Origin of the sequence: Rhizobium sp. AB2/73 (assembly GCF_020871915.1) — a bacterium.
GTDB lineage: Bacteria > Pseudomonadota > Alphaproteobacteria > Rhizobiales > Rhizobiaceae > Rhizobium > Rhizobium dioscoreae.
This window is the reverse complement of the sequence record NZ_CP067072.1, coordinates 831,982-853,510: the sequence shown is the minus strand read 5'-3', so window position 1 is coordinate 853,510 and position 21,529 is coordinate 831,982. Positions and strand designations below refer to the sequence as shown.

The following is a 21,529-nucleotide window of genomic DNA, read 5'->3' as shown; positions in this document are numbered from 1 at the left end:
GTGCCGTGAGAGACGGCAATCGCGATTCAGTTGGATCGCGATCCAGCGCTGCATTTCGTGCGTATTTCGTACAATAGCTGCGCGATTTGACCATTCGTTAGCATGTCGATGGGAAGCAAATGGCGCTTTTTGCCCGCCGGGGACCGACTCAACGATTGATCTGTCGTACCGTGTCGATGAAAGCCCTGAGTTTCGGGGCCAGCTCGGCACGACGCGGAAAGTAGAGAAAAAGGCCCGCTTCCGTCACCGCATAGTCACCTAGAAGGTGGACAAGCCTGCCGGATGCGATCTCCGCCTTGACCAGCGGTTCGAAGACATAGGCCAATCCCACGCCTGCAACGGCCAGCTCTATGGCCGAATGCGCTTCGGTGACGATCGCCTGGCCATTCACCGTCACCGCGACATCCCGCCCATCCTCGACGAATTCCCATTGATAAAGGCCGCCGGAGCGGATCAGGCGGTAGCCGATACAATTATGGTTGGAGAGATCCGCAAGCGTGTTTGGAAGCCCGAAACGCCCGATATATCCAGGCGAAGCGACGACGATGGATCGGAAAGGAGGGGTGAGGCGAACGGCGACCATGTCCTGCGCGATCATTTCGCCGACGCGGATGCCGGCGTCGAAACCCTCGGAGACGATATCGGTCAGCCTTTCATCGGAGAAGATTTCCACTTCGACTTCGGGATAGCGTTCGGCCATCGCTGCGATCACGCGGGTGACTGCCAGCGGCAGGCTGATGCGGGATGCGTTGATGCGCAACAGTCCGCTTGGCCTGCCCTTGACGGCCCTGATACGCTCGACGCGGTCGTGAATGTCCTGCAGCGCCGGGGCTATGGTGGCGATCAGGCTCTTGCCGGCCTCGGTCAGCGCCACACTCCGCGTCGTGCGGGCAAAGAGGGGCTGGCCGAGCCGTTCTTCCACGAGCCGAACGGCATGGCTAACGGCCGATGCGCTCATGCCCAGTTCGCTGGCGGCGGCGGCAAACCCTCCGCGGCGGGCCACGGCGGCGACGATGGGCAGATGTGGCAGCAGATCGCGATCCATTGCTGCACAATATCGCATAATGCATGCAAATTAAATAATCTTATCGAATAGCTCGAAAACCGCGACTCTGGGTGCATCGCCGGGTCGGTCGTCGATACGCCCGGTTAGCCAAAGAGGAGCAGAGCGATGAGCATGGAATTTTATACGCTGGGCAATAGCGGCTTGAAGGTAACACGGCTCGCCCTTGGCACCATGACCTTCGGCACGGAATGGGGCTGGGGGGCAGACAAGGAAACGGCACGGGCGATCTTCAATACTTATGTCGACGCCGGCGGCAATTTCTTCGACACTGCCGATGCCTATACGGGCGGTACGTCTGAGGCTTGGCTCGGTGAATTCATCGCCGAGCGCGGCTTGCGCGATGACGCCGTCATCGCAACCAAGTTCACCATGAACCTTACCGCACAAACGCCGAATGCGGCCGGCAATGGCCGCAAGAATATCCTGCGGGCCGTCGAAGGATCGTTGAAACGGCTCAACACGGATTACATCGATCTCTATCTCATGCATTGCTGGGATCGCCTGACGCCGCCAGAGGAGGTGATGCGCACCTTCGATGACCTGGTCCGCTCCGGCAAGGTGCGGCATGTCGGTTTGTCCGATGTTCCGGCATGGTACGCCAGCAGAGCCCAGGCGGTCGCCGAACATCGCGGTTACGAGCCGATCTCGGCACTTCAGCTCGAATATTCGCTAGCCGAACGCAACATCGAAAATGAATTCGTGCCGTTCGGAACGCGTTACGGCGCCGGTATCATGGCCTGGAGCCCGCTTGCGAGCGGTCTGCTGAGCGGTAAATATCGGCCGAGCAGCGAGAGGCAGACTGCCGGCAGGCTGGAAACCGTGCGTGGTACGACCAATCCAGGCTTCCAGAAATTCAACGAGCGCAACTGGGCTGTTGTCGCCGAGCTGGAGAAGGTGGCGACCGAGCTCGGCCGCAGCATGGCACAGGTGGCCGTCAATTGGGCGATGACCCAGCCTGGCCTCGCCTCGATCATCATCGGTGCCACGAAACTGGAACAACTGAGGGACAATCTCGGCGCCCTCGAGTTTACGATACCGAACGAACTGCGGCGGCGCCTCGACGAGGTCAGTGCCCCGCAGGCGACTTTCCCCTATTCCTTCTTCGGATCGGAGATCCAGGGCAGCTTGACGGGCGGTCAAACGGTCGGCGGCAAGCCGGCGGGTTACTTCCCCGATCTGAATATTTCGGGGAAGTTTGCGGGTGTGAGCTGAGCGTTACAAAAACGCGACGCGCCGGCAGGTGCCGGCGCGTTGCCATGAAATGTTGCGGAATGCCTTGTTTCCTCCCGGTTCTGCTGCTAGTGAGCCGGCCGTGGCTTTGAAGAGCCATGAAATCCGGTCGCAGCCCACCCGGTCAAAACAAGGGATCATACACTATGAAGACTATTGTCATCTGCTCCGGCGGATTGGACTCTGTTTCGCTCGCCCATAGGGTCGCGGCCGAACGTCAGCTTTTCGGACTCGTCTCCTTCGACTACGGCCAGCGACATCGCAAGGAGCTGGAATTCGCCAGCGCTTGCGCCAAGCGTCTCGGCGTACCGCATGAGATCATCGACATCACCGCCATCGGCAAGCATTTGACCGGATCGGCTCTAACAGATGATGTTGCGGTGCCGGATGGGCACTATGCCGAGGAAACCATGAAGGCGACGGTCGTGCCGAACCGCAATGCGATCATGCTGGCGATCGCCTTCGGGCTTGCGGCTGCGCAAAAGGCGGACGCTGTTGCCGTCGCGGTTCACGGCGGCGATCATTTCATCTATCCCGACTGTCGCCCGGGCTTCATAGACGCCTTCCAGCAGATGCAGCACCATGCGCTCGACGGCTATGCCAGCGTTTCGCTCTATGCGCCCTATGTGACGATTTCCAAGGCGGATATCGTTGCTGACGGTGCCCGGCATAAGACCCCCTTTGCCGAAACCTGGTCCTGCTACAAGGGCGGGGAGCATCATTGCGGCCGCTGCGGCACCTGTGTGGAACGGCGCGAAGCCTTCCATCTCGCCGGTATCGCGGATCCGACCGAATATGACGATGCCGATTTCTGGGTTACCGCGACATCGGGCTTTTCGGCCGAAGAGGTGAAGTGATGTACCGCATCACCAAGGAATTCCACTTCTCCGCCTCGCATCAGCTTTCGCATCTGCCTGATGATCACCAGTGCGCGCGCATGCACGGGCACAATTACATCGTCGTGGTGGAGCTTTCGGCAGCAGAACTCGATCAGAATGGTTTCGTGCGAGACTATCATGAGCTACAGCCGTTAAAGCGCTATATCGATGAAACCTTCGATCATCGTCACCTGAACGATGTCTTCGGACACGATCGCGTCACGTCCGAATATCTCGCCAAGCATTTCTACGACTGGTGCAAGGAACGATTGCCGGAAGCATCCGCCGTGCGGGTCAGCGAGACGCCGAAGACCTGGGCGGAATACCGGCCATGAGCGGCGCGCTCATCCGCGTCAGCGAGATCTTCGGGCCGACGATTCAGGGCGAGGGGATTCTGATCGGTCTTCCGACGATTTTCGTCCGCACCGGCGGCTGCGATTATCGCTGCTCCTGGTGCGATACGCTACATGCCGTCGACAGCGACTATCGCGATCAATGGCGGCCGATGTCGGTCGATGAGATCTGGCAAGAGGTGACGAGGCTTTCCGGCGGCGAGCCGCTGACGATCTCGCTCTCCGGCGGCAATCCCGCGATCCAGCCACTCGGCCCGCTGATTGCGCGCGGTCATGCGGGTGGATATCGCTTTGCGCTGGAGACTCAAGGGAGCCTGGCCAAGGAGTGGTTTGCCGAACTCGATGTGCTGGTGCTCAGCCCGAAGCCACCTTCGAGTGGCATGACGACGGACTGGACCGCCTTCGACGATTGTCTGCGCATGGCAGGCGACGGACCGCAAATCGCTTTGAAGATCGTCATATTCGATGATCTCGACTATGAATACGCGCGGGATGCGGCCGCTCGCTATCCCCAATTGTCCGTCTATCTGCAACCCGGCAATCACACGCCGCCGCCAGCCGATGCAGAAGATGCCCTTGTCGATATCGACGGCATCGTTGAGCGGATGCGCTGGCTTGTGGAAAAGGTCGGCGATGACCGATGGTTCGAAGCGAGGGTGCTGCCGCAATTGCATGTGATCATCTGGGGAAACAGGCGCGGCGTGTGAGCAATTGCGATTGGCCATAGCATGCCTGCGCGATCCCTCGACATCCGAAATCGCATTCGGTGGCCGATGGCGGCAAATCCGCATCGGCTTTGTCATGGTTTTTTGTCGCGATCGTCATTGTCGCCGGTCTTCGGTCTCTCCGGTTTGAGTTCGGCATCGAAAATCCCGGCAAGCGTCTTCAGAATCTGCAGGACGCCTGGATGATCGCAGGTATAATATCTGAACTGGGCCTGGCGGCGCACTTTCACGATACCGGAATGATGCAGGCGGGTCAGGTGCTGGCTGAGCGCGGATTGCGATATGCCCAGCTTCTTGGCCAGGCTGTTCACATCTTCCTCATGGCCGGACAGATGAATACAGACCTCTAGGCGCTTGGGATTGGAGAGCTGGCTGAGAAGATCTGCATGATAGATGAGACGCTCGTCTTCTGTGGACTGATCTGAGTACATCGCGTGGCCGACCGTTGGTGTTACACTACAGAGCCGCGGCGCCGTGAAATTGTAGCGCAAAAGTTGCAAAATTATGGTCTGAATTATTGCAAAAACGTTGCGCGTTCGCGGAGCAAACGGCCCTCCCACTTAAGGCTGATCGCAATTGATCAACCCTTCCTTAGCCGACAACTAGGGTCCTATTGTATTTTGGGAATATGTCCCTCCATTCGATTTGCGATTAATCTGTAACAAAATTGAACGAACTGCCTTGTTTTTGTCCGGCTTTTGACATCGCAGTGCTAATTAAGCGGTCTATCTTCTGCGCTAACGAACAGGAGGTAAGCATGACCCAAAGGGACTTGACGATCGCCGAAGTTCTTAAAGATCCGCTGATCCGGCAGGTCATGCGCGCAGATCGCATATCCGTAACCCGGATGGCGGATCTGCTGCGGGATGCTGCACGCCGGCAAGAACGCGCCTTGTCCGCCGATCTCGCGTCGATTGCGCATGCGGCGGTACATTCCGTGCCGCAGGCCGATCTGCGCTGATATCCCGTCATCCGACAGCGACGATCGCCGGATGATCCCGGCGATCGTCGCTGCGGCATTTCCGTATCGAACGTCTCTACCGGTCTCCAGGCAATCCAGGATCGCTGGCTTTTCCGAAGCCTCGATAAGGCTATCCTTGTTGCTGCGCCGCTTTACGGATCGTTTCGTGATGCGGTCCCAGCATGCGTTAAAGTGCGCCGCTTCGGTTGAGCGAGATCGAATAGACGCTGGTCGTCGCTGTGATGAACAGCTTGTGCTTGCCGCGGCCGCCGAAGCAGAGGTTGGAGACCGTTTCCGGCACCAGGATCTTGCCCATGAGATGGCCGTCGGGGGCGATGCAATGCACACCGTCGGCGGCCGACGACCAGAGATTGCCATCGCTGTCGAGTCGCATGCCGTCGGCGCAGCCCGGTGAAATCGCGTGAAATACTTCGCCGCCGGATAGCCGCCAGTTTTCACCGACATTGAAGACCCGGATATGCCGCGGATCGTTGCCATGCATACGACCGGTATCGGCGACATAAAGCTTCTTCTCGTCAGGGCTGAAGGCGAGGCCGTTCGGGCAGTTGAAATCCGTCAGGACGGCTTGCATGGAGCCATCGGGACCGACGCGATAAACATTGCAGGGCAGCTCCTGCTCACTCCTGTATCCTTCGTAATCCGTCGCAATGCCGTAGTGCGGATCGGTGAACCAGATCGCGCCGTCAGAGGCGACGATGACGTCGTTGGGTGAATTCAGGCGCTTGCCCTGATAGCGGTCGGCGACAACCGTGATCGAGCCGTCATATTCGGTCCGCGTGACACGCCTGCCGCCGTGCTCACAGCTCACAAGCCGGCCCTGCCGGTCACGCGTATGGCCGTTCGAAAAATTCGAGGGTTCGCGAAAGACGCTGGTGCCGAGCCCCGGTATCCAGCGCATGATGCGGTTATTCGGGATATCCGAGAAGAGCAGGCAGTTCAGATCTCCGAACCAGACAGGCCCTTCCACCCAGTCGAAACCGGTGGCGATCTGTTTGACGGGAGCATTGCCAAGAACAAATTTCCCGAAGGCCGGGTCCATGATCTCGAAGAACGACATTGTAACAATACCTCCCATAAGGTTACATCGAGAGATCGATGTGTTATCGATAACATATTCAATAGAGTCCGCAAGTCGGGAGGATAGTGCATGAGCCATGTTCTGACGTCGAGTGTCTTGAGCGACGAAGGAGTGATGACGTTGTTGACCGCTGCGATCTCGGCTGCTTCGCAGATGGGGCAGCCGCAATGCATCGTCATTGTCGATCAATCCGGCGTGACGCTGGGGGCCTTCCGCATGCACGGTTCACGCTTTCAGTCGCTGAAAAGCGCCACTGCCAAGGCACAGACGGCTGCTTCCATCGGCGGGCCGAGCCATTCGCTTCCGGAACATGCGCGAGTGCCGCTGGCGATCGCGACCCATGGCGGCATGACGGGTTTGCGCGGAGGCTTGCCCATCCGTGTCGGCGGCACGCTTGTCGGCGGTATCGGCGTTGGTTCCGGGTCCGGCGAGCAGGACGAGCAGGTTGCGCGCGCCGCACTCAAAGCGATCGGCGCCGATCTCGACTAGGCCGGATGTGAGCGCGAAATCCATTTTTGTTTTCGATCGGTGGATTTCGCGTCGTTTCGGTTCAGGTGAAGGCGATCTGCGCCTTCATCGCCTGGCTTCGATCCGAAGCGATCTCGAAGGCGCTGATCGCGTCGGCCAGCGGTACCGTATGGGTGATGAGCGGCCGCACATCGATGAGACGCTTGCGCATCAGATCGACGCCGACGGCAAACTCCTCATGAAAGCGGAAAGAGCCGCGTAGTTCCAGTTCCTTGGCCGTGATCGCCAGCATCGGCAGGCTCATGTCGCCGCCGATACCAAGCTGTACGATAATCCCCCGCGGCCTCAATGCGGTGATGCCGCCGGCAAGGGCAGCAGCAGCGCCGGAGCATTCGTAGAGCACGTCGAAAGTGCCCTTGTCCGCGGAATAGGCGGCAAGCGCTTCGGGCTCGTTCTTTGTATTGATGACCCTGTCGGCACCCGCTTGCCTGGCAAGCGACAAGGTGAAATCCGAAAGATCGGTTGCGACGATCTCGACGGCGCCGGCACGGCGTGCGGCCAGGATCGAGAGGACGCCGATCGGACCGCAGCCGGTTACCAGAACGCGCTTGCCGAGCATCTCGCCCGCTCGCCGCGTGGCATGCAAGGTCACGGCCAAAGGTTCCGCCATGGCCGCTTCACCCGGCGTCAGGCCATCCGCCGGAACGCATTGGATGGCATCGGCCACCAGCGTCTCGCGGAACGCACCCTGGATGTGCGGGAAGGGCATGGCGCTGCCATAAAAGCGCATGTTGAGGCATTGATTGGGCAATCCCTGCAGACAGTAGCGGCAAGTCCGGCATGGGCGGGAGGGGGAGACGGCAACGAGCTGACCGATCCCAAGACCCTGCACGCCGGGACCGAGCGCGGTGACGGTCGCGCTGACCTCGTGTCCAAGGATCATCGGCTCCTTCAGACGTACGGTGCCGAAGCCACCGTGATGATAGTAGTGCAGGTCGCTGCCGCAGACGCCGCCGGTTGCGAGCTTCAGCTTGACCTCTCCCGCACCCGGTTCTTCCTCCGGATAATCCTCGATACGCACATCCTTGGCGGCATGGGCGATGATGGCCTTCATATCTTTCTCCCTCAAAGAACGGGTGTCGGCAGCGCCTGGCCGGCGAAATGAGCGGCGAGATTGTCGCGCACGAGCTTACCCATGGCCTTGCGCGTCTCGACCGTGCCTGAAGCATGGTGAGGCTGCAGCAGCACATTGTTCAGCGCCAGGAAGCGCGGATTGAGTTTCGGCTCGCCTTCGAAGACGTCGAGTGCAGCCGATCCGAGCTTGCCGGCTTCCAGCGCGTCAAGCAGTGCCTCCTCGTCTATATTGGAGGCGCGCGAGATGTTGATCAACATCCCTTCCGGACCGAGCGCCTCGATCATCTTATGACCGACAATGTGCCGTGTCGCCGCTGAAGCGGCGAGCGTGACGAACAGGAAATCCGATTGTGTCGCGAGCTCGACCGGATCGGCGACAAAGGTCATGTCGGATGCGTAAGATTTCGCCTCGACATCGGAATAAGCGATCTGCATGTCGAAGCCCTTCAGGCGCTTGGCAACTTCGAAGCCGATGCGGCCGAGGCCCAGCACGCCTGCGCGCCGTCCCCAGACGCGGCGCTTGAGAGGATAAAGCCCCTTTTGTGCCCAGCTGCCGTCCCGCACCCATGTCTCCGCACCGATCATATCGCGCGACAGACAGAGCATCATAGCAACTCCGAGGTCGGCCACATCATTGGTCAGGACATCCGGCGTATTGGTGACGCGAATGCCGCGCTCGCGGCAGGCCTGCAGGTCGACGGCATCGAAGCCGACGCCATAGACCGAAATGACTTCCAGTTTGGGGCAGGCCTCGATCATGGCGCGGTTGGCACCGAGCTCGCCGCGCGTTGCAATGGCCCTGATCGATGGCCCGATCTCGGCGAGCAACTTATCCTTGTCGGCAGCCTCGAAATAGCGATGAACCTGAAACGCTGCGTCGAGCGGCTCTTGATCCCATGGCGGGTAGGGGCCAATCTGCAGGATCGGTGGTTTGTTCATCTTGCGCATCCTCCCTTGACATCAAATGTTATCGATAACATAAACAAGGGAGGCGACCAATGTCGAGATAAAAAACGGAGGAGGCGATGTCTCTTGGTCTTTTCGATCTGAAAGGGCGGCGTGCCCTGGTGACGGGTTCTTCCCAAGGTATCGGGCTTGCGCTCGCCAAGGGCCTGGCGGCGGCTGGCGCGGAACTGGTGCTCAATGGCCGCGACAAGGAAAAGCTTGCCAAGGCGGCTGAAGACTTTGCAGGCAGGGTGCATGTGCTGCCATTCGATGCCACCGATCACGAGGCCGCGCGTCGAGCCGTGGATGCGTTCGAAGCCGAGACGGGGGCGATCGACATTCTCGTCAACAATGCCGGCATGCAGTTTCGCACGCCGCTGGAGGATTTTCCCGCCGACGCCTTCGAGCGGCTTTTGCGCACGAACATATCGAGCGTCTTCAATGTTGGCCAGGCGGTCGCCCGTCATATGATCAAGCGCGGCGCCGGAAAGATCATCAACATTGCAAGCGTACAAACGGCGCTGGCGCGGCCTTCGATCGCGCCATATACGGCAACCAAGGGTGCCGTCGGCAATCTCACAAAGGGCATGGCGACGGATTGGGCGAAGTACGGGCTGCAATGCAACGCCATCGCACCCGGCTATTTTGATACGCCATTGAACGCAGCGCTGGTTGCTGATGCCGATTTCTCGGCTTGGCTGGAAAAGCGCACGCCGGCCGGCCGCTGGGGACGCGTCGAAGAATTGGTCGGGGCCTGTATCTTCCTTGCTTCCGATGCCTCCTCCTTCGTCAACGGTCATGTGCTCTATGTCGACGGCGGCATCACGGCTTCGCTCTGATGGCGCTTTGCCGCGCCGCTTCGTCATCATGGGCGTCAGCGGCTGCGGCAAGTCGTCGGTCGGCTCGGCACTCGCAGCGCGCGTTGGCGGCATCTATGTCGATGGCGATGATCTTCATCCTCGGGCCAATGTTGCCAAGATGAGCGCCGGCATTCCTCTGACGGATGCCGATCGATGGCCCTGGCTCGACAAGATCGGTCAGCGCCTGACCTTGCCGGATGAGATCGCGCTGATTGGATGTTCGGCGCTGAAGCGCATTTATCGCGATCGGATCCGCGAGGTCGTCGGCGCGCCGGTTTCCTTCATTCATCTCGCCGGAACGAGGGAAACTATCGTGAAACGCATGCAGGCAAGGCGCGATCACTTCATGCCGCCGGCTTTGCTCGACAGTCAATTTGCCGCGCTGGAGCCGCCGGGCGCCGACGAGCGGGCGATCACCGTCGATATCGATCAGCCGCTGGATCAAGTCGTGGCGGCTATCTTAATTGCATTGGAGGAGACGCAATCATGAGCAGGAAGGTGGCGCTGATCGGCGCCGGTGCAATGGGCGGCGCGATCGGCGCCCGCCTGGCGGAAACCGGCAATCAGCTGACGGTTTTCGATCTCGACAAGGATAAGATCGCGGCTCTGACCGCAAAAGGCGCCACGGCAGCCGCCAGTGCGGCGACCGCTGCTGCCGTTTCCGATTTCGTCGTCCTCAGCCTCAATTCGCCGAAGATCGTCCATGCCGCCGTTTTCGGACCTGAAGGTGTTGCCGCAGGTGCTAAACCGGGCACGCTGATCATCGATATGTCGTCGATCGACCCCGATGCGACAAAGGCCCTGGCCGCAGAGGCTGCGGAAAAGAGGCTGCGCTGGGTGGATAGCCCGCTGTCCGGTGGAGCGCCAAAGGCCCTGATCGGGCAATTGACGCTGATGGCCGGCGGCAGTGAGCAGGATGTCGCGGACGCGCATCAAGTCCTGCGCCATGTGGCCTCGAACTATACGCATATGGGTCCCGTCGGTGCGGGCCAGACCACGAAGCTCATCAATCAGGTTCTTTGCGCATTGAATTTCCTCGCGGTCGCCGAAGCGACGCAACTGGCGCTCGATTCCGGCGTCGATGCCGCGAAAATCCCGCAGGCGCTCAAGGGCGGCAGGGCCGACAGCGCCATCCTGCAGGAATATATGCCGCGCTACGTCAGCAAGGATTATCGCCGCACCGGCAGAATCGACAACATGGTCAAGGATCTGAACGGCGCTCAGGATCTCGCCCGCAGGACCAATACCGCCATGCCGCTAACGGCCGTCTGTGCCGAGATACACCGCATGCTGACGGCTTCGGGGCTTGGCGGCGAAGATCAGGCGGCATTGATGGAATTCTTCAAAGGCCCGAACAAGGAGATCGCCGGATGATTACCCGATATGCATTATTCGAAGGCAAGGTCAGGGAAGGGGAGGCAGAGGCGTTTCGAACGGCTGTCATGGAAACCATTCTGCCGAAGTGGAAGCAGTTTCCCGGTGCCCTCGACGTGCGGGTTACCTTTGCCGAGGCCCGCGACGAAGGCGCCCCGGAGTTCCCGATGATCTTGGCGGTGAACTATCCGGATATGGCCGCCGTGGAGAAGGCGCTTGCAAGCCCGGTACGCACGGAGGCACGTGCGGCGACGGAAGCGGTTCTCTCGCGCTTTTTCGAGGGGCGCATCCATCATCATGTGACGCTGGCGCATGAGTTCCAACTCTAGTGGGGCTGCGGCGACCCCTTTCCGACGCGGACCCGCCCTGGCGATTTACTCGCTTTTCGGCATAGCTGAAAGCGCCTCTTGCTATTCTGTGAAGAGGCATACTACTTTGATGGTAACGATAACATAGGCCATTGATGAGTAACGATCGCAAAACGCCGACTATGGCAGACATAGCGCGCGTCATGGGAGTTTCTCCCATGACCGTGTCGCGTGCCTTCAAGGCCGATAGCCTGGTCAGTCCGGAGACGCGCGAGGCGATCCTGCGAACGGCGGAAGAGCTGGGCTATGTCTTCGACAGCACGGCGTCCAACCTGCGTTCGCAAAAGTCCGGCTTTGTTGCCGTTACCATTCCATCCATCAACAATGCCAACTTCGCGGATACGGTCGGCGGCCTCTCGGACACCTTATCCAAGCGGGACATGCAGATCCTGCTTGGCTATACGAACTACGATGTCGACGAGGAGGAGCGGCTGATCGAGCAGCTGCTCCGTCGCAGACCGCAGGCGATCGTCGTGACCGGCGGCACGCATACGCAGCGGGCGCGCAAACTTCTGCAGACAGTTGCGATTCCCGTGATCGAGACCTGGGATATCCCGACCGATCCGATCGGCCACTATGTCGGCTTTTCCAATAGGGCTGTCATGCGCGACATGGTCGATCATTTCGTCGCGCTTGGCTGTCGTCGCATCGCCTTCATCGGTGGTGATGTCCAGCGCGATTCACGCGGTAGCGAACGCCGGCTTGGCTTCATCGCCGCGATGCAGGCGTATGGTCTCGATGCTTCCAGGCTGATTGCAGCCGGATCGCCGCCGATCTCGATGCGGGAGGGCGCCAATGCCATGGCGAAGCTGATCGAGCTCTATCCCGATACGGAAGCTGTCGTCTGCGTCTCGGATCTTGCCGCCTACGGTGCACTCACCGAATGTCGCCGGCTTGGAATTCCCGTCCCCGAGCGCTTTTCCATCGGCGGTTTCGGCAATTATGAGATCGGCGAGGTCTGCGTGCCGACCTTGACAACGATCAACGCCTTCGCGCGTGAGATCGGCGAGCGGACTGCACAATTGATCCTGGATATTCTCGATGGCGCTCAGTCGGTTCCCGATGTCAGGATTTTGCCGCAACTGATTGCGCGTGACAGCAGCCGTCGTGTTTAGTCGTATTGTCGAATGAAGTGGCCCGACTCTTTAAGCCAGGCCATGTCCCGTTATTGGGATCATTTACCCCAGATCTTCTTATACTCGTCCTTGTAACCGTTATCCGGATCGAAGGTGTTCTTCGGGCCGCCATCGGATTGGATATTATCTGCCGTCACGACATGCAGCGGCGAGAGATAGCCGGACCATTTTTCTCCGGCGAACGCGCGATTGAGCTCGTCGACCAGCTGCCAGCCCTGAAGATTGAGGGGTTCGGCAACCGTAACCTTCTGGAATTGACCGGCGCGGATGCGTTCATAGGCCGATTGCGAACCGTCGCCGGCAGCGACATTGATCGGCGCATCGGTGCCGCTCTTACCGGCGGAGGCGAGCGATGGACCCATGAAATCGAAATAAAGATCGTTGATCGCAAGCGAATGCGTCCAGCTGTCACCGTATTTCTGAAGGAGGGATGTCGTGAGCTGCGGCATGCGCTGCGATGTCTCGGCAATGGGGGTATCGACATATTCGAGCACCTTGCCGCCCAGACGCTCGATCTCCTGCTTCATCTTGTCGGCCTTGGCGATAGCGATCGCATAGGTGGAGTCGGTGAAGATGATGACGCCCGGCTTGCCCTTGGCATCGACGAATGCCCAGTCGGCAGCAGCCTTCGAGACTTCCATGGCGTCGGTGCTGACATTGGCAAAGAGACCATTCTTGTCGTCGGGGCCGATCACCGGGCCGGCATGCCAGGCGACCAGCGGGATCTTGCCGGCCTTCGCCTGTTCCAGCGCAGGGGCCTGTTCGACGGCATCGAAGCCGTCGATGATGATGCCGGCGGGCTGCAGCGCTATCGCCTGACCGAAGGCCGCAGTACGGCCGCCGATGGAACCAGCACCATCGAGAATCTTCACCTCCCAGCCGATCGCCTTCGCCGCTTCCTCGACACCGTTGCTCACGCCGAGAATGCCGCCATTCTTGAGATCTCCCGCGAGCACGACGATGGTCTTGCCGGTCTGTGCTTTCGGACCTGTCGTCGGGCCGTCCCATTTGGTGACCGGGGTTGCATATTTATCGACGACGGCCTTCGCATCCGCCAACGGATCGGCATAGGCCTTGCCGGCGCATAGCACCAGGATCGCTGTCGTGGCCTGCAGGAATTGTCTACGGTTCATGTCTTCTCCTCCCTTTGGACATTCGAACTTCGGATGATCTTCATTTCTCCGCCGGTTTGGCGGAAAGTTGCGGTGCCTGGGCCGGGGCCATGCGTCCTGCGTGGCTGCGGCGGCGCTGGGCGTAACCGGCAATACCGATTGCGACGAGCAGGGTGACGCCGTTGAACAGGGGCTCGACATAGAAGGAGCCGCCGAACTGCTGGATGCCGGCAATACCGACTGCCAGAATGATGACGCCGATCATCGTGCCCCAGACGTTGACGCGACCGGGCTTGATGGTGGTCGATCCGAGGAATGCGCCGACCAGCGCGGGCAGAAGATATTCGAGCCCGACGCTTGCCTGGCCGATGCGCAGCTTGGAGGCAAGGAGGACGCCGGCAATGGCGGCAAGCGTCCCCGAGGTAACGAAGGCGCCGATGACGAAGCGGCGGACGGGAATGCCGTTAAGGGCGGCAGCCTTTGGATTGGCGCCGATCGCATAGATATAGCGGCCGATCGGCAGATATTCGAGGACGATCCACATGACGAAGGCAAGCGCCAGGACATAGATGCCGGTGATCGGCAGGCCGAAGACCATCGTGCCGTTCAGCGCATAAAATCCCTGCGGCAGCATGCCCACGACCTGCCGGCCGCCGGTATGCCAGAGTGCGATTGCATAAAGAACAGTGCCCGTGCCGAGCGTTGCGATGAAGCTGTCGATCTTGGCAATCTCCACCAGCAGGCCGTTCAGAAAGCCGGTCAGTGCGCCAAGCGCGATGACGATCAGGACGGCAACCGGCCAGGGCAGGCCGAACATCGTCTGAAGGCTGATCGCCAGCACATGCCAGAGCACGATGCCATAGCCGATGGTCAGATCGATGCGCCCCGCCGCCATCGGGATCATCGCGGCCAGCGACAGGATGGCGATGATCGTCTTGTCCGAAATGATCGAACGCAGATTGAGCATCGTCGGGAATGTCTGCGGTAGCAGAATCGAGAAAAGCAGGATCAGGAAGACCGTCAGGATGACGAGGCCATAGACAGGCAGCAGGCGCTGGATCTTCTGGCCGAGGCTCATGGCTGAGAGCTCAGCGCGGGTCGGCTCGAGCGCGTTGGATTCGATCGATTGCATAGTGTTCTCCTGCGGTTCAGGCCGCGTCGGAAGCAGACGCGGCAGCGATGACCGCCGGTGTTGTAAGGTCGGCACCGCTGAGTTCGCGCATGATCCTCCCGCGCGAAAACACCAGGGCACGGTGGCAGATGTGAGCGATTTCCTCGAAATCCGTGGAGACGACGAGAACGGCAAGGCCCGCCTCGACCGCCTCGGCGATCAGCCGATAGATGTCTGCCTTGGCGCCGACATCGACGCCGGCGGTCGGATCCTCGGCGATCAGCAATTTGCGACCCGTCGCCAGCCATCGTCCCACGACGACCTTCTGCTGATTGCCGCCGGACAGCGCTTCGATGGCAAGGTTCTGGTCATTGGGCCTAAGACCGACGCGACTGCCGAGGGAATAGGCGGCCTCCGCTTCGCGGCGCGGAGACAGGAACGAAAACAGGCTTCGTCCCGAAGCGCCGGGGTTGAGGAAGGTATTTTCACGCAGGCTGAGCGACATGGCGACGGATTCTTCCGCCCGATCCCTGGCGATAAGGCCGATACCCGAAGCCATCGCGGCGACGGTGCTGGAAAGGTCGGGTGCGGCCCCATTCAAGCGAACGCTGCCCTGCGATGGTTCGCAACCGAACAGCGCGCGTCCAATCAATTCCTGACCGGCGCCGCGCAGACCGACGAGACCGAGCAGTTCGCCCTGTCGGATATCGAAGGATACAGGACCGGCGCCGCGGCAGGTGAGCTCTTTTACAGAAACGATGGCAGGCCCGGTGCTTCTTTCCGCCTTGACGAACAGCTGGTCCGCCTTGCGCCCGACGATCATGCGGATGAGCTCATCCGGCGTCGTCTCGGAGACTGGCTTCTGGCCAACCAGCTGACCATCGCGCAGCACGGCGACGCGGTCGGCGATACGGAAAATCTCGTCGAGACGATGCGAGACATAAATCATGGCCACGCCGCGCTCTTTCAGCGGGCGGATGGCGGCAAAAAGCTTCTCGACCTCATCGGCGGGCAGGCTGGCTGTGGGCTCGTCAAGCACCAGCACGTCGGCTTCGACGGCGAGTGCGCGGGCGATTGCGACCAGCGACTTTTCGGTGCGGGTCAGCTCCTGCACGCGGGTCGACGGATCGAAATCGCAGCCGACGAGCTTCAGTGCCTCGGCGGTACGCCGCTCCGTGGCGCGCCAGTCGATCAATTTACTGCGCAGGGAATAGCCCTGCGCAAGCCCGACATTCTCGCCCACCGTCATCCATTCGATCAGTCCGAGATCCTGATGGATAAAGGCGACCGGCTGGCGCTGATTGGGTTGCGGCGGGCGATGATGATAGGGCTTGCCGCGAAACAGGATCTGCCCGCCATCCGGCTTGTAGATGCCTGCCAAGGTCTTGATGAGCGTCGATTTGCCTGCGCCATTCTCTCCGAGAAGCGCGAGAATTTCGCCCCGCTGCAGGTCGAGAGATACGTTCGACAGCGCGCGCGTTCCGCCAAATTCCTTGGTGATATCGGAAAATTCGAGCAGCTTTCCGTTGTCCATCCTGCTCCTCCCAAAGCTTCAATAAGAGGAGGCTATGTTATCGATAACATTCCGTCAAGTGGTTCAAAGGCATCTGAGGAATACTCAGGCACTTGGCGTCGACGCACACGGGAGTCGGCGTATTATCCGAGGTTTTGGTTTAGGTATAAAATATATTCCTGAAGGTCGGATCATATTATGAAATAATATAAGTATAATCAAAACGTATACAGTGAGGAAATGCTGATATATCCATATGGTTGCAATTATAATATTTATTGTTTGGTGAATTGATTTTGTTTATCATCCACATTTATTTCAGGCGGAGATGTGAGCGGGGATTTACTTTCAGCGCTATAATTGAAGTCTGAAGGATAATCCGCTGATGCGGCACATGAGAGGATTATTTGACCTACGCGACGCTCTCGGTGTTCAAAGTCGATAAGGCCGATGCCGAGGAGATGACGGCGCATTATGCGAGAACCCTGTTTCCCGCCATTGTCGAGCCTCTCAATGGCCGCGGCACAATTTCGGTGGTGGATCATCACTACACGATCGGTTCCTGCAGCATCTGGCGCGGCAAATGTCATTCCGGCATGAGCGTCAAATTGTCCGGCGGTCCCGATGCCTACGGCCTTTATCTGCCGACCGCTGGCAGGATGCTGATCGAGACGGAAGGCCGGCAGCTGGAGTCGCTGCCGGGCAGGGGTCTGCTGGCCGATATGTCATGTTTTGAACATCTGACATTGTTCGAACAACGCGGTCATATGGGTATGGCGTTCGAGAAGCCGGCTATGGTCCGGCAGCTGAGCGAGTTGCTGGACGCACCGGTTCGAGATGGTCTGAAATTTACCGGCCCGGTCGATCTGATGTCGGGGCAAGGCATGCAGATCGCAACGCTTGCAAATCTCCTGTGGCAGGATCTCGCGACAGGCGGCGCAGAACGATCCTCGGCCGCATTCATCGAAAGGCTCCTGCAGGCGATGATGATCGCTTTGCTTGAAACCATCCCGCACAACTACTCGGCGCAATTGCTGCGACCGGCGTCACCGGCCATTCCGAGGCAGTTGAAACGCGCGATGGAATACATGCACGCCAATGCCGGTGCAGACATCAGGATGGCCGATATCGCCCGGGAAGCCGGAACGAGCGTGCGGTCCTTGCAGGCGGCGTTTCAGCAGTTCAAGAACACAACGCCTCTTGGCTATTTGCGGAACATACGACTGCAGGGTGCGCGCAAAACCCTTATGGATTCGGGCCATTCGCGGCTGGTTGCCGACATTGCGCGCGATTGGGGATTTTCTCATATGGGCCGCTTCGCTGCACTTTACTATCAATCCTTCGGCGAGATGCCGTCCGAGACCGTCAGGCAACCTCGGCGCGGGAATGAATAGCGCTGCGATCTACTTGCGCGAGGAAGTTGCTTTGCCGACCCCGGTCTATTCTCAGACAGCGTTGCAACGAATGGGAGCGGATTGAGCATCCGGACATTTAGTTATTGCATCGACAAGCTTGAAAATCGGAACGACGAGAGCTGGCTAACCAATATCGAGCGGGCATTGGTGAGAACAATTTGGCAAGATCACATGTTAGTAGGCTCCTAATCGCTTAACCGCCGGCCTTATCCTCCACAAACGTATCCCGCATCGCCCGCAGAATAATCACCGCCGAAGCCGCCCCCGGGTCGATATGCCCGAGCGACCTTTCCCCCAGCCGCGCCGCGCGGCCGCGGGCGGCTACCATGGAGCTTGTGGAATTCGCTCCAGCTTCGGCAGCGTCGATTACGGCGCTCCACATGGCGGTAACATCGCGTGAACCTGCCTTCGCATCGATGGCGGCTTCGGCGGCGGGGATCCAGGCGTCGAGCATGGTCTTGTCGCCGCGCTGGCCCTTGCCGCGCTGCTGGATGCCGGCCCGCATCTCGTCGATAATCATGGCCTGGCAGGCCGGAGAGAGGGATTCATCCGCCTTCAGCGCTTGCGAGGCCCGCCGGAAGGCGGTGGCATAGAGCGGGCCGGTCGAGGCGCCGACGGCATCCAGGAAGGCGGAGGCTGCGGTGGAGAAGATCTCCGAGGGCGATGCCTGCGCAAGATCGAGCTTTGCGAGCTCCGCATTCACGGCCATGAAGCCGAGAGACATGGTGATGCCGTGATCGGCGTCGCCGATTGCGCCATCCAGTTCGGAGAGGCGGTCTTTTTCGGCATTGATCGCGATCGATATGCGCTGAAACATGGTGCCCAGGCAGCGGGCGGCTTTTTCCGGCATCGTCTTCCTCCCGGTCCCGGCCATGTCTGTTGTCGCCGGGCACATTTTTATAGCTTTATCCGACCTTCAGCGCGAAGGTGTCGCACGGATGGTTCAGCATTTCGGTCAATTCCTGATCGAGATGCAGGATGGATATGGATGCACCGACCATGTCCAGCGACGTGCAATAATGTCCCACCCAGTTTGCCTCGATCTTGATGTCCTTGGCGCTCAGCCTCTGTTCGACGCGGCGGAACAGGATGTAGAGTTCCATCAGCGGCGTCGCGCCGAAGGAGTTGATGAGCACGGCCACCCGATCGCCCGCAACCGGCTTCATTTCGGAGAATATCCGGTCCATCACCCGGTCGGTGATCTCGTCGGCGCTCATCATCTTCTCGCGGGTCACGCCGCGTTCGCCGTGAATGCCCATGCCGAATTCGATATCGTCGGGCCCGATTTCGAAGTTATGGCGTCGGGTCTGCGGCAGGGAACAGGGCTCGAGCGCAACGCCCATGGTGAACGTCCGGTCATTGGCCTTGCGCGTCACTGCTTCGCAAGCATCGAGCGACAGGCCCTTGTCGCAGGCAGCGCCCGCGATCTTGAAGATGAAGAAATTGCCGGCAACGCCGCGTCGTCCCTCGCGATCCTCGATCGGCGAGGAGGAGATATCGTCTGTGGTCAGCACCGTGCGCACGTCGATCTGCTGCTCCTGCGCCATTTCGGCGGCCATCTCGAAGTTCATGACGTCGCCGGCATAATTGCCGTAGACGAAGAGCACGCCTTCGCCGCCGGAGGAGGCCTTGGCGCATTCGAGGATCGGGGTTGGCGGAGGCGAAGAAAAGATGTTGCCGATGGCGACGGCATCGGCAAGCCCCTTGCCGACATAGCCAAGAAAGCAAGGCTCGTGGCCGGTGCCGCCGCCGATCACCAGGCCGACCTTGCCCGGCCTCGGGCCGGTTCGCGCCATCAGGGCGCGGTTCGATCCCTTGATCGGCACGATATGCGAGGCATGTGCCTTGACGATGCCTTCGAGCATCTCGTCGACGACATCGTCGGGATTGTTGAGGAATTTCTTGATATGCGTTCGATAGCTGCTGGGCAGGGCAATGCTGTTGTCCGTTCTCGGACGCTGCTGGGCTTTCTGATCGAATTCGGTGACGCCATCGGCATTCAGAATGCCGCGCCCGGTGGCTGCATCGGTAATCAGCACATTGATATAGCCGCCGCGCAGGGCGGCGAGAATTGCGGGCACCTTGTCGAAGCCGCCGGCGACGGCGATGCGTAGCCCGATGGATTTCAGCATGTCGAGGGATATGCCGATGGTGCGCTCGTCGAGCGGCCCAGCAACCGGCAGACCCTTGGCATCGATGAAACGGCCGGCAAGAACGCCGACGGCATTCTTGGCCAGATAATCCTGCAGGGAGACGGACTCGAAGAAACCGCTGCTGTGAACCGTCGAGTTCGGTCGCAGCGACGCCACGCCGAAGATGGCCTTGTTGGCTTTAGAAAGCGTGGCAAACTGATCCTCGACCAATGGTTCGCGCAACAAGATCTCCCGAACCTCAGGCGCCGAAACGATCGCCGGGGCCGTGATGTTTATCAGCCTGCCGCCTGTCACATCGGCAAAGGCACTGGCACAGAGTTCCGGCGTGTAGGCAAAGAGCGCACGGGTGCCACCGGTTGCCTGGACGATGGTAACATCCTGCAGGTTCGGCACATTGGCCTGCTCAGCGACCGCGAGAACCGTTCGGCCCCAAGCGACGGCAAGCGTGTCGCCGGATTTCAGCAAGCGGGCGATGGCCTGCGCGCCAGCGGTCCCAAGGCGGTCGATTAGCGGCCGCGAACCATCGTCGCTGGGAACCACGAGACAGTCGTGCAGGCCGAAATGGCGCTTGAGTTCCTGTGCGATTGAAAGCGAGCTCAGGCGGGATGGCTCGAGCGAGATATTGACGATGCCGCGGTTGCGGGCATCGGCGAGATAGCTGTTCACGGTCGCCCGCGAAATGCCCATGATCTCGGCGATGTCGCCCTGGGTCTTGCCATCTTCATAATAGAGCCAGCAGGCCCAAACGTAAGGGTCGTCGCCATAGCGCAGCGGCATGCTGTCGGTTGCGTCAGGCACGCCCGCCTTGCTTGCATTATTCTTGCCGACCGAAGATGCCTTGCCTGTCATGATGATTCACTATTTCCCGTTTTCGCCTGAAGATGAAAGCAATGACGCATGTTTGCAAATGCTTCTTCTTGAGGAGGGGCGGCGTGCGACCCCGTGGTGGAGCACGGGGTCGCACAGCCTTGGGAGAGCCCTGTTATTGCAGTCGTGCGCGAGCGCCGAGGGAAAGTTCCTTCAGGATGATGGCGCAGGAGGTCGCACCAGCGTCGAGAACGCCGAGCGAGCGCTCGCCCAGCCGGCTGGCGCGGCCGATCTTGGCCACAAGATTGAGCGTCGAATCTCGGCCGGCCTCGGCGGCGGCGACCAATGCTTCGAGCGCCTCGGCAAAGGACTTGCCAGCTACATTCGCAGCATCGAAGGCTTCGATCGCCGGAACCAGCGTGTCCAGCAGCGTCTTGTCGCCGACCTTGGCCGAGCCGATCGACTGGATACCTTCGAGCCCGGCATGCAGTGCCTTGCCATAGGCTGCGCTATCGATCGCATCGATGCCGTCGAGCTTTTCGGCAATCTCGGTGAACATGACGCCGTAGAGCGGGCCCATGGAGCCGCCGATCTCGGTCATCAGCACCGTGCCCAGCGTATCGAGCGAGGCTGACAGCGACTGGCTCTTGCCCTTAAGGCGTTCCGCGGCCATGCCGAAGCCCTTGGCCATGTTGACGCCATGGTCGCCGTCGCCGATCTTGCCATCGATCTCGCTGAGATAGGCGCGGTTTTCGACGATGCGGTCAGCCAGCGCCAAGACGATGTCGCCCGATGTTGCATTGTTGAATGTCTGCATGCGT

Annotated in this window: 23 protein-coding genes; 12 read left to right on the top strand and 11 right to left on the bottom strand. The window is 60.0% G+C overall.

Annotated features, from left to right (window positions below):
• Positions 1–148 precede the first annotated feature (148 nt).
• Complete coding sequence (locus I8E17_RS23580) at positions 149–1,045, bottom strand: LysR family transcriptional regulator (RefSeq protein ID WP_069615601.1); 897 nt, start codon at positions 1,043–1,045, stop codon at positions 149–151.
• Between the two features lie 126 nt (positions 1,046–1,171).
• Between I8E17_RS23580 and I8E17_RS23575 the strand changes: the two genes are divergently transcribed.
• The 4 genes from I8E17_RS23575 (at position 1,172) to queE (ending at position 4,234) form a co-directional block, all read left to right on the top strand.
• Positions 1,172–2,278, top strand: coding sequence for an aldo/keto reductase (locus I8E17_RS23575; RefSeq protein WP_069615600.1), 1,107 nt, complete (start codon positions 1,172–1,174; stop codon positions 2,276–2,278).
• Between the two features lie 164 nt (positions 2,279–2,442).
• Positions 2,443–3,153 (top strand): 7-cyano-7-deazaguanine synthase QueC, encoded by a 711-nt coding sequence (queC, locus tag I8E17_RS23570; RefSeq protein WP_069615599.1) that lies wholly within the window; start codon positions 2,443–2,445, stop codon positions 3,151–3,153.
• On the top strand, positions 3,153–3,509 hold the full coding sequence (gene queD / locus I8E17_RS23565) for a 6-carboxytetrahydropterin synthase QueD (protein WP_069615598.1): 357 nt from the start codon (positions 3,153–3,155) through the stop codon (positions 3,507–3,509). Before queC ends, queD begins: the two co-directional genes overlap by 1 nt.
• A complete protein-coding gene (gene queE, locus I8E17_RS23560; RefSeq protein ID WP_112723221.1) occupies positions 3,506–4,234 on the top strand; it encodes a 7-carboxy-7-deazaguanine synthase QueE in 729 nt (242 codons plus the stop codon). Before queD ends, queE begins: the two co-directional genes overlap by 4 nt.
• 92 nt (positions 4,235–4,326) lie before the next feature.
• Here the strand turns inward: queE and I8E17_RS23555 are convergent, their stop codons facing one another.
• The gene (locus tag I8E17_RS23555) at positions 4,327–4,683 is read right to left on the bottom strand and encodes a metalloregulator ArsR/SmtB family transcription factor (protein WP_069615596.1); all 357 of its coding nucleotides are present in this window, start codon (positions 4,681–4,683) and stop codon (positions 4,327–4,329) included.
• A gap of 326 nt (positions 4,684–5,009) precedes the next feature.
• On the opposite strand from I8E17_RS23555, the gene I8E17_RS23550 reads away from it, so the two are divergent.
• Positions 5,010–5,213, top strand: a complete 204-nt coding sequence (locus I8E17_RS23550) for a hypothetical protein (RefSeq protein ID WP_069615595.1) — start codon at positions 5,010–5,012, stop codon at positions 5,211–5,213.
• Between the two features lie 187 nt (positions 5,214–5,400).
• Here the strand turns inward: I8E17_RS23550 and I8E17_RS23545 are convergent, their stop codons facing one another.
• Complete coding sequence (locus tag I8E17_RS23545) at positions 5,401–6,291, bottom strand: SMP-30/gluconolactonase/LRE family protein (protein WP_069615594.1); 891 nt, start codon at positions 6,289–6,291, stop codon at positions 5,401–5,403.
• A 90-nt stretch (positions 6,292–6,381) separates the two neighbouring features.
• On the opposite strand from I8E17_RS23545, the gene I8E17_RS23540 reads away from it, so the two are divergent.
• Positions 6,382–6,801: a heme-binding protein gene (locus I8E17_RS23540; RefSeq protein WP_069615593.1), complete on the top strand. Its 420-nt coding sequence runs from the start codon at positions 6,382–6,384 to the stop codon at positions 6,799–6,801.
• A 61-nt stretch (positions 6,802–6,862) separates the two neighbouring features.
• Here the strand turns inward: I8E17_RS23540 and I8E17_RS23535 are convergent, their stop codons facing one another.
• Positions 6,863–7,894, bottom strand: coding sequence for an L-idonate 5-dehydrogenase (locus I8E17_RS23535; protein ID WP_069615592.1), 1,032 nt, complete (start codon positions 7,892–7,894; stop codon positions 6,863–6,865).
• An 11-nt stretch (positions 7,895–7,905) separates the two neighbouring features.
• Positions 7,906–8,853 (bottom strand): 2-hydroxyacid dehydrogenase, encoded by a 948-nt coding sequence (locus tag I8E17_RS23530; protein ID WP_069615708.1) that lies wholly within the window; start codon positions 8,851–8,853, stop codon positions 7,906–7,908.
• An 86-nt stretch (positions 8,854–8,939) separates the two neighbouring features.
• Between I8E17_RS23530 and I8E17_RS23525 the strand changes: the two genes are divergently transcribed.
• The 5 genes from I8E17_RS23525 (at position 8,940) to I8E17_RS23505 (ending at position 12,576) form a co-directional block, all read left to right on the top strand.
• Positions 8,940–9,698: an SDR family oxidoreductase gene (locus tag I8E17_RS23525; protein WP_069615591.1), complete on the top strand. Its 759-nt coding sequence runs from the start codon at positions 8,940–8,942 to the stop codon at positions 9,696–9,698.
• A complete protein-coding gene (locus tag I8E17_RS23520) occupies positions 9,667–10,209 on the top strand; it encodes a gluconokinase (RefSeq protein ID WP_069615590.1) in 543 nt (180 codons plus the stop codon). Before I8E17_RS23525 ends, I8E17_RS23520 begins: the two co-directional genes overlap by 32 nt.
• Entirely contained in the window at positions 10,206–11,093 is an 888-nt protein-coding gene (locus tag I8E17_RS23515) for an NAD(P)-dependent oxidoreductase (protein ID WP_069615589.1), read from the top strand. Before I8E17_RS23520 ends, I8E17_RS23515 begins: the two co-directional genes overlap by 4 nt.
• Positions 11,090–11,422 carry a hypothetical protein gene (locus I8E17_RS23510; protein WP_004120191.1) on the top strand — a complete coding sequence of 111 codons (333 nt, stop codon included), beginning with the start codon at positions 11,090–11,092 and terminating at the stop codon, positions 11,420–11,422. The genes I8E17_RS23515 and I8E17_RS23510 overlap by 4 nt, the downstream gene beginning before the upstream one ends.
• A gap of 134 nt (positions 11,423–11,556) precedes the next feature.
• Positions 11,557–12,576 (top strand): LacI family DNA-binding transcriptional regulator, encoded by a 1,020-nt coding sequence (locus tag I8E17_RS23505; protein ID WP_069615588.1) that lies wholly within the window; start codon positions 11,557–11,559, stop codon positions 12,574–12,576.
• A 59-nt stretch (positions 12,577–12,635) separates the two neighbouring features.
• On the opposite strand, the gene I8E17_RS23500 is transcribed toward I8E17_RS23505, so the two are convergent.
• The 3 genes from I8E17_RS23500 to I8E17_RS23490 are packed head-to-tail and all read right to left on the bottom strand — an operon-like array spanning position 12,636 to position 16,354.
• Positions 12,636–13,730 (bottom strand): substrate-binding domain-containing protein, encoded by a 1,095-nt coding sequence (locus I8E17_RS23500; protein WP_069615587.1) that lies wholly within the window; start codon positions 13,728–13,730, stop codon positions 12,636–12,638.
• 40 nt (positions 13,731–13,770) lie between these two features.
• Positions 13,771–14,841: an ABC transporter permease gene (locus tag I8E17_RS23495; RefSeq protein ID WP_069615586.1), complete on the bottom strand. Its 1,071-nt coding sequence runs from the start codon at positions 14,839–14,841 to the stop codon at positions 13,771–13,773.
• Positions 14,842–14,857: 16 nt separating this feature from the next.
• Positions 14,858–16,354 carry a sugar ABC transporter ATP-binding protein gene (locus I8E17_RS23490; protein WP_069615585.1) on the bottom strand — a complete coding sequence of 499 codons (1,497 nt, stop codon included), beginning with the start codon at positions 16,352–16,354 and terminating at the stop codon, positions 14,858–14,860.
• A 386-nt stretch (positions 16,355–16,740) separates the two neighbouring features.
• Here I8E17_RS23490 and I8E17_RS23485 point away from each other — a divergent pair, with 386 nt between their 5' ends.
• Complete coding sequence (locus I8E17_RS23485) at positions 16,741–17,727, top strand: AraC family transcriptional regulator (RefSeq protein WP_069615584.1); 987 nt, start codon at positions 16,741–16,743, stop codon at positions 17,725–17,727.
• 214 nt (positions 17,728–17,941) lie between these two features.
• Here the strand turns inward: I8E17_RS23485 and dhaL (I8E17_RS23480) are convergent, their stop codons facing one another.
• From dhaL (I8E17_RS23480) to dhaL (I8E17_RS23470), 3 genes are all read right to left on the bottom strand, one after another.
• Positions 17,942–18,598, bottom strand: a complete 657-nt coding sequence (dhaL, locus tag I8E17_RS23480) for a dihydroxyacetone kinase subunit DhaL (RefSeq protein ID WP_069615583.1) — start codon at positions 18,596–18,598, stop codon at positions 17,942–17,944.
• 55 nt (positions 18,599–18,653) lie between these two features.
• Positions 18,654–20,750 (bottom strand): bifunctional sugar-binding transcriptional regulator/dihydroxyacetone kinase subunit DhaK, encoded by a 2,097-nt coding sequence (locus I8E17_RS23475; protein WP_083258342.1) that lies wholly within the window; start codon positions 20,748–20,750, stop codon positions 18,654–18,656.
• Positions 20,751–20,883: 133 nt separating this feature from the next.
• A complete protein-coding gene (dhaL, locus tag I8E17_RS23470) occupies positions 20,884–21,525 on the bottom strand; it encodes a dihydroxyacetone kinase subunit DhaL (protein WP_069615582.1) in 642 nt (213 codons plus the stop codon).
• Positions 21,526–21,529 lie beyond the last annotated feature (4 nt).